This is a genomic window from Archangium sp., from assembly GCF_036389735.1.
GTDB lineage: Bacteria > Myxococcota > Myxococcia > Myxococcales > Myxococcaceae > Archangium.
In genome coordinates this window covers 1-7,854 of record NZ_DASVWK010000580.1, presented here as the reverse complement: position 1 = coordinate 7,854, position 7,854 = coordinate 1, and the positions used below count along the sequence as shown (strand labels likewise).

The window sequence follows — 7,854 nt, the reverse complement described above, 5'->3', positions numbered from 1 at the left end:
CACGAGCTTGCCCACCTGTTCCGGCTCATGGGCGAACGGGTCGCCGCGCTCGAGCCGGCGCCGCGTCATCTGCATCTGCAACTTCAGCGTCGTGAGCGGGGTCTTCAACTCATGACTCGCGATGGAGAGGAACTCGTCGCGCGTCCGCAGGGCATCCTTCAGCTGCGCTTCGGCCTCGAGCTGCGCGGTGATGTCCGTGTTGGTACCGAACCAGCGGCGCACCTGGCCCGTGTCGTCACGAATGGGCTGGGCGCGGGAGAGGAACCAGCGGTACTCCCCCGTCTTGCCGCGCAGCGGGAAGGTGTCTTCCCACACCTCGCCCGTGACGAGGTGCCGTGTGAACCGCTCGGCGACGCGCTCCACGTGGTCCGGGTGGTGGACCTTCCGCCAGCCCCACCCCTGCATCTCATCGAGCGTCGTGCCCGTGTAATCGAACCAGCGCTGGTTGTACCAGAAGATCCACCCCGTCTCGTCCGTCATCCAGGCGAGCTGCGACATGTTGTCGGCGAGCGCCTCGAAGCGCTCCTTGCTCTCGCGCAGGGCGGCTTCGGTCCGGCGGCGCTCGGTCAGGTCGAGCATCGAGCCAATCATGCGGACCGCCCTGCCGGAGGCGTCCCGAGCGATATGTCCACGATCCAGGAAGGCGGCGTAGGAGCCATCGCGCCTCCGGAAGCGGTACTCGTCGCTCCAGCTGTCCTGGCCGCCATCAATGGCCGCATGAATCCCGGTGACCACCCGGTCGCGGTCCTCCGGATGGATCCGGCTGTACCAACCCTCGATGGTCGGGCCGAGTTCCTCTCGGGTGTAGCCGAGACTCATCAGCACCGCTTCGTTCCACTCGAGCCGGTCCGTCCCGAGCTCCCAGTCCCAGATGATGTCGTTCGTGGCGCGGATGACGAGACGGTGCCGCTCCTCGCTCCTGCGGACGGCCGCCTCGGCCGCGACGCGGGCCGTGATGTCCATTTGAGCGATCACGGCCCCGAGGATTCTTCCCGCCGCATCCCGCACCGGCGCGGCGGAGTTCAGCATGGTGCGGCGTATCCCCGGCGCGTCGAACGGTTCGATCTCGACGATGTCGCCAGGGGTGATCTCCCCGCGCAGGGCACGGGCCATCGCCCACTCCCCTGGTTCCAGGCGGCGCCCGTGCCGCTCCGAACCATCGGCCCACCAGCCCTTCCATTCGCGGTACTCGTCCACGCTGCCGGACGCGGGCGCGGGCCCCCACAGGCGCTCATTGGCGGGGTTCATCCGCACGAGCCTGCCGCTCGCATCCGCCACGATGATGCCCGCGGGCGCCGCTTCGAGCACGGCATCGAGCAGGTGGCTCTCGGCCGCGGCCTTGACGGCGGCCTGGTGCGCGCGGGCCTCACTCTCGCGCAGCGCCTGCTCGGCCAGCTTGCGCTCGGTGATGTTCTTGAAGACGACCGCGACCTGTCGGCTCTCGGGTTCGCCCGCGCGGGTCGCGTACACCTCGAACCAGCGGTTCATCGCCGGGGCGTGATTCTCGAAGCGGATGGCCTGGCCGGTGAGCGCCACGTTCCCATAGAGCCTGAACCAGGACTCGTCGAGTTCCGGAACGAGCTCCCGGGTCGTCTTGCCGACGGCGTTCTCGAGCCCTGTCTGGCCCTCGAAGGCGGCGTTCGTCTCGAGGAACAGGTAATCGATGGGCTTACCGTGTTCATCGAAGATCATCTGCAAGAGGCTGAAGCCCTCATCGATGGACTCGAAGAGCGTCCGGTAGCGCCGTTGCGAGGCCCGCAGCGCCTTCTCGGCATGGACCTGGCTGGTGACATCACGGGTGATGACGGTGGCGAGCACCTGCCGTCCCGCCTCGTCACGAACGGGCGCTCCGCTGAAGTCGATGTGCCACTCTTGCCCGGTATCTCGCCGCCGGGCGCGGAGCCGCCAATGGCTGAGGGTCTCTCCCCGCAGCACCCGCGAGACCGGCCACTGCTCGACCGGAAGGGGCCGCCCGTCGTCGAGGGACAGCTCGTAGATCTCCGCGAAGAACGCGAGATCGCGCTTCATCTCCGCGGCAGTCGCGAAGCCATTGATCCGGGCCTCCGCCTCGTTGAGGAGGACCACATTGCCGGCCATGTCGAAGACGACCACGCCGTCGGCCATCGCATTCAACACGGCCTGGAGCTGCGCCTGGCTGCTCTCGGGGAGAGTGGAGTTCGAGGTCGGACGCCAGGGAGCGAAGCGATCGATCGCATTCTCGATGGCACGGTCCAGTGCCTGGGCGTTCAGCGAGCGCCTCTCGACGCACTCCATGGCGCCAGCGCGTAGCGCCGCCCGCTCCAGCTCGCGCCCCTCCACCGCGACGATGACTGGGTAGGGAGGGACAGGACGACCAGCCCGGAGCGAAGTCAGTACCTCCAGAGCATCCAGCCCAGGCGGCTCATGAACGATGAGCACGCAGTCGGGCGCCGCGTCTCCAGCGTTGACCCAGCGACCCCCGCCCGCGCCGGTCTCGAACTCGACAGGGTTGGCGATGATCAGGAGCTTCCAGGTCTGCTCGCTCACGTCGATGGCTCTCACGGGGTGACGACACGTTCCGACGGCCCTTCTCGCCCCAGAGAACCTCCGTTCGCTGAACCGAGGGGTTGGCGGGCAGGGTAACAACCGCGCGAGGGGCCAGCTGATACACCCCGCCGACCCGCTCGAGGGCGCGAAGCACGACACGCCGGGCATGGAAGAGAACGGCCACGTCTCCACCAGCATTCACCACGAGGGGCACGGAATCAGGGTGCCCCCGCCTGCTCGAAGGAAGATGGAGTGCTCCGCGCCTACCCGTCAGGGGCTCAGCGCTTGAAGGTATCCACCGCCTGACGGCCCACCGCGGGGTCGTCGGTGAAGAAGCCGTCGATACCGGCCTTGAGGTACTCCTGGATCTCCGTGACCGAGCCCGAGGGGTGGCGCGTGCTCTCGGTGCCCGCCGTCTTGAGCGGCGCGGGCAGGAAGGCATTCTCCGGCCGGAAGGTGTACGGGAACACCAGCAGCTTCGCCATGTGGGCGTTGCGCACGAGATCCGTCGGCGCCTGGAACCGACCCTCGCTGTCCACGTCGATGATGTTCAGCTTGTAGGGCCCGACCCCGTTGGCGTAGGTGGCGACCTCCTTCATGCCCGCCTCGGTCATCAGGTCGCCGTAGGTGCGCGTGTCCCCCGCCTTGACGAAGTCATAGGGCTGCCGGGCCCGCGCATCCATCAACTGCACCAGCTTCCAGTTCGGCTGGGTGTTGCCAATCTTCTCGCGCAGGGCCTTGAGGTTCGCCACCTCGAAGGACTGGATGTAGACCGTGGCCTGGCGCGTGGTGAAGTCGTTCGCCTTCAGGTCGGCGATGAGCCGATCCTCCAGCGGCAGCCCCACGGACTGGAAGTACGTCGGGTGCTTGGTCTCCGGGTAGATGTGGATGGTGCGGCCGGTGCTGTCGGACAGCTCCTTGGCCAGCGCGATGACCTCGGCGAGCGTGGGGATCTCGAACTGATCGTTGTACTGCGTATTGCCCGGGCGCTGCATGGGGATGCGTTCCCTCGCGCGCAGCTCCTTGAGCTCGGCCAGCGTGAAGTCCTCGGTGAACCAGCCGGTGAACGGCTGGCCATCGATGATCTTGGTGGTCTTGCGGTCCGCGAACTTCGCCACCTGCCCCACGTTGGTGGTGCCGGAGATCTCATTCTCGTGACGGGCCACGAGGAAGCCGTCCTTCGTCGCCACGAGATCCGGCTCGATGATGTCCGCACCGTCCTCGACGGCCTTACGATAGGCGGCCAGGGTGTGCTCTGGCCGCAGCGCGCTGGCGCCGCGATGGCCGACCACGAATACCTTGTCGACGAGTGGGGCCGTGAAATCGACCTCCACTTCCTCTTCCTTGCAGCCGGTCAGCGCGAGGGCGCACACCGCCGCGAGCGGGAGGACGGACGAACGAAGGGAGGAGCGAAGCGACTGACGGCGGGTGTGGTTCGGAAGCAGAAAGGACCCCTTTTTCCATGACGCGAGCGTCGTGAAGGCCGGGAGGTGTAACACGTGGAGCCGACAGGCCGCCTCAATCCGTGTCGCTGGTCGAGTACATCTTCAGCCACACCGGTGCGTGGTCCGACAGGTTGTTCACCAGCCACAGCGTGTCCGCCACGTAGTCCCGGCCCGTGCTCGACAGCTCCGTCACGTACGTGGACTGCATCCAGAAGTGGTCGTACGCGTTCGCGTAGCCGCCCGTCGAGTTCAGGCTCGTCAGCACGTCCAGCTTGCACGTCACCGCCGGCGACACGCTCCCCGTCAGGTCTCCCCACCACGCCGACGTGCACGCCGCGTTGTGGTCCCCCAGCAGGATGACGTCCTGGTCGGTGCCGCTCGCGTTCTGCACGCTGTTGAAGACCGTGTCGATGGCGCGAACCTCCACCTCGCGCTCCGCCGTGGTGCCGAACACCGTGTGCCAGTTGATGAAGGTGAAGTCCGCCCCCGTCGCCACCTGCCGCACCTTGACGATCTGCGGCTCGCGCTCGAACACGTCGTTCGTGTCGCTGTAGAGGCTCGATGACAGCAGCGACACCGTGTCGGTCCGGTACACCACCGCGTACATCTCCTTGTACGAGGAGCGCCCCACCAGCGGCGTCACCGCGTAGCTCCACGTCACCCCCGACACCGTCTTGAGTGCCGAGGCGATCCCCGCCGCGGCGGTCGAGTCCATCACCTCCTGGAGGAACACCACGTCACACCCGTTGGGCGACGTGCTGTTGGAGCCGAACTGGCTCCAGATCTGCTTCGCGTCCGAGGCGTAGTCCGTCTCGCCGTTCCAGCCCTCGTGCCGCAGGTTCCAGCTCACTACCCGGAGGTACGCACCGGCCTGGGCGAACCCGGGCACCAGGAGCGCGGCCACCAGGGCCACGCGCAGACAGAGCTGCGTCATATGTCGTCACCAGGGGAAGGCGCTGGCCCGTGCATGGCCAGCGAGGGGAGGCTCATCGGCCGTGAGGCTGGCTCCCTGGTAACCGAGCTTCCTGTTTTCAGTCAAATCGAGAAAAATCGCGCCGCACCGCGCCATGGCTTTTCACTCGGGGAAACGTTCCGCACGCAACCCCCGTCACGGAATGTCCTGGGCGGGCTGGCCGCGCCTCTCTAGCGTCGAGCGCCATCTCCATGCGCTCCGTCCTCGTCCGTCCGGCCCTCGCGACCTGTGCGCTGCTGCTGTCCAGCGGGTGCTTCCACCTCACCGCGGGAGACAAGACGCGGGAGGAGTTCAAGCCCCCGCGCCGCCTCGACGCGGCCGCCATCGCCGTGCCGGGTGGCTACCGGATCGAGCCCGTCGCCACCGGCCTCACCTACCCCACCGCCGTCGCCTTCGACGCCCAGGGCACGCCCCACGTCATCGAGTCGGGCTACTCCTACGGCGAGGACTTCACCGAGGCGCGCCTGCTGCGCATCAACCCGGACGGCGGCCACACGGTGGTGGCCAAGGGAGGGCACCCGCCGTGGACGGGCCTCGTCTTCCACCAGGGCGCCTTCTACGTCGCCGAGGGCGGTGAGGAGGGCGGCGGCCGCATCGTCCGCATCACTCCGGACGGCAACCAGACGCCGCTCGTCTCCAACCTTCCCAGCAGGGGCGATCACCACACCAACGGGCCGGCCATCGGTCCGGACGGGGCGCTCTACTTCGGCGTGGGCACCGCGACGAACTCGGGCATGGTGGGGCCGGACAACGCGGACATGGGGTGGCTCTCCCGAGAGCCCGGGTTCCACGACATCCCCTGCCGCGACATCATCCTGCGCGGCCTCAACGCCACCACGCCCAATCCCCTCACGGAGGACCCGAGCGACGAGGTCACCACGGGGGCCTTCGTGCCCTTCGGCACCGCCACGAAGCCGGACCAGGTCATCCGGGGCCAGGTGCCGTGCAGCGGTGGCATCTTCCGGCTCGCGCCCGGAGCCAGTTCGCCGGAGCTGGTGGCCTGGGGCTTCCGCAACCCGTACGGCCTGGGCTTCTCGCCGGACGGCCGGCTGTACGTGACGGAGAACGGGCACGACGAGCGGGGCAGTCGCCCCATCTTCGGCGCCGGGGACTACCTGTGGGCGGTGGAGCCCGGCCGCTGGTACGGCTTCCCCGACTTCGTCGGAGGCCGCCCCGTCAACCAGGAGTGGTTCAAGCCCTCCGGCGAGGACGCGCCGCCCCAGTTCCTCCTGGCCGAGCACCCCGCCCCTCCGCCGCGACCGGTGGCCTTCTTCGGCGTGCACTCGTCCTCCAACGGCTTCGACTTCTCGCGCGGCGGCGCCTTCGGCCACGGCGGGCAGGCCTTCGTCGCGCAGTTCGGCGACCAGTCCCCCGACACGGGCAAGGTGATGTCGCCGGTGGGTTACAAGGTGGTGCGGGTGGACGTCGCCACGGGCGTCATCCAGGACTTCGCCGCCAACAAGGACAAGGGCAACGGAGGCCCGGCCACGCACCTGGGCACCGGCGGGCTCGAGCGCCCCATCTCCGTGCGCTTCGACCCGGACAACGCCACGCTCTACGTCGTGGACTTCGGGGTGATGACGGTGACGGACAAGGGCATCCGCCCCTACAAGGAGACGGGCGTGCTCTGGCGCATCACTCCCACCGCGAAGAAGGAGGGGCCATGAGCGCCCGACTCGGACTGCTCGCCGCCACCGTGGCCCTGGCCGTGGGCTGTGGCCCCGCCCGCCGGGGTGTCCCCTTCGGCCCACCGCTCCAGCTCACCGAGCGCCAGAAGCAGGGGCAGGTGCTCTTCATGCGCGAGTGCAATGGCTGTCACCCGGGCGGCGCGGGCGGCCTGGGCCCGGGCATCGCCAACAAGCCCCTGCCCGGCTTCGCCATGCGCACGCAGATTCGCGCGGGAGTGGGCGCCATGCCCGCCTTCACCGAGCAGATGCTCAGCGACGCGGAAGTGGACGCCCTCGTCGACTACCTCAACGCGCTCCAGGAGACGCCGGGCCCCCTGTGAGGCTCAAGCCTGCGGCTCCTGGGCCTTCTTGCGCTTCTCGAGCTCCCGGCGCACCTCGTCCATGTCCAGGGCGCGCACCTTGCCGATGAGCTCCTCCAGCGCCGCCGACGGCAGCGCTCCGGCCTGCTCGAAGAGCAGGATGCCGTCGCGGAAGATCATCAGCGTGGGGATGGAGCGGATCTGGAACATGCCGGACAGCTCCGGCTGCGCGTCCGTGTCCACCTTGCCGAAGGTGACGTCCTTGTGGGCCTCGGAAGCCTTCTCGTAGATGGGAGCGAACGAGCGGCACGGGCCGCACCACGCCGCCCACCAATCGAGCATGACGATGCCCTGCTTGGACACCGTGGCCTCGAAATTCTCCTTGCCGATTTCCAACGTGGCCATGGCGTTCTCCTAGCGGACGGCGAGCAGTTCGACTTCGAAGACGAGCGTGGAGTTGGGGGGAATGACCGGCGGGTAGCCGCGAGCCCCGTAGCCCATCTCCGGCGGGATGGTGAGCTTGCGCAGCCCGCCCACCTTCATGCCCGCCACGCCCTGATCCCAGCCCTGGATGACCTGGCCGGCGCCGAGCTTGAACGTGAAGCCCTCGTTGCGATCTCGGCTGCTGTCGAACTTCGAGCCCGTGGTGAGCGTGCCCACGTAGTGCACCGTCACCGACTTGCCAGGGGTCGCCTCGGCGCCCGTGCCCACCTTCAGGTCTTCCACCTTCAAGGTCATAGGAACTGTTCTCCGTGAAAGGCTCCACCTTAACGCGCCCGAGGTGCGGGCGCTGCCCTGGAAAACCAAAAAGCGCGGCGCGGTACCCCTCATCGAGGTACCGCGCCGCGAACTGTCAGACCGCCATCACACCGTCAGCCTAGAAGGTGCCGCCGATGTTGAGGCTGCCGTTGTAGCTACCGTTG

At 68.1% G+C, this 7,854-nt stretch carries 7 protein-coding genes; 2 read left to right on the top strand and 5 right to left on the bottom strand.

The genetic code is table 11. The features are described 5' to 3' along the window. The 3 genes from VF794_RS20330 to VF794_RS20320 form a co-directional block, all read right to left on the bottom strand. Nucleotides 1–2,541, bottom strand: a 2,541-nt coding sequence (locus VF794_RS20330; RefSeq protein WP_331112872.1) for a PAS domain S-box protein, incomplete at its 3' end; no start/stop codon positions are given. Between the two features lie 263 nt (nucleotides 2,542–2,804). Next, nucleotides 2,805–3,860 carry a glycerophosphodiester phosphodiesterase gene (locus VF794_RS20325; RefSeq protein ID WP_331112870.1) on the bottom strand — a complete coding sequence of 352 codons (1,056 nt, stop codon included), beginning with the start codon at nucleotides 3,858–3,860 and terminating at the stop codon, nucleotides 2,805–2,807. A 184-nt stretch (nucleotides 3,861–4,044) separates the two neighbouring features. Then, a complete protein-coding gene (locus VF794_RS20320) occupies nucleotides 4,045–4,905 on the bottom strand; it encodes an endonuclease/exonuclease/phosphatase family protein (RefSeq protein ID WP_331112868.1) in 861 nt (286 codons plus the stop codon). Nucleotides 4,906–5,135: 230 nt separating this feature from the next. Here VF794_RS20320 and VF794_RS20315 point away from each other — a divergent pair, with 230 nt between their 5' ends. After that, the gene (locus VF794_RS20315; protein WP_331112866.1) at nucleotides 5,136–6,611 is read left to right on the top strand and encodes a hypothetical protein; all 1,476 of its coding nucleotides are present in this window, start codon (nucleotides 5,136–5,138) and stop codon (nucleotides 6,609–6,611) included. Then, nucleotides 6,608–6,952, top strand: coding sequence for a cytochrome c (locus VF794_RS20310; protein ID WP_331112864.1), 345 nt, complete (start codon nucleotides 6,608–6,610; stop codon nucleotides 6,950–6,952). Before VF794_RS20315 ends, VF794_RS20310 begins: the two co-directional genes overlap by 4 nt. Nucleotides 6,953–6,955: 3 nt before the next feature. On the opposite strand, the gene trxA is transcribed toward VF794_RS20310, so the two are convergent. Then, nucleotides 6,956–7,336, bottom strand: a complete 381-nt coding sequence (gene trxA / locus VF794_RS20305; protein ID WP_331112862.1) for a thioredoxin — start codon at nucleotides 7,334–7,336, stop codon at nucleotides 6,956–6,958. Nucleotides 7,337–7,345: 9 nt separating this feature from the next. Further along, nucleotides 7,346–7,669, bottom strand: a complete 324-nt coding sequence (locus tag VF794_RS20300; RefSeq protein ID WP_331112860.1) for an FKBP-type peptidyl-prolyl cis-trans isomerase — start codon at nucleotides 7,667–7,669, stop codon at nucleotides 7,346–7,348. Between the last annotated feature and the right edge of the window lie 185 nt (nucleotides 7,670–7,854).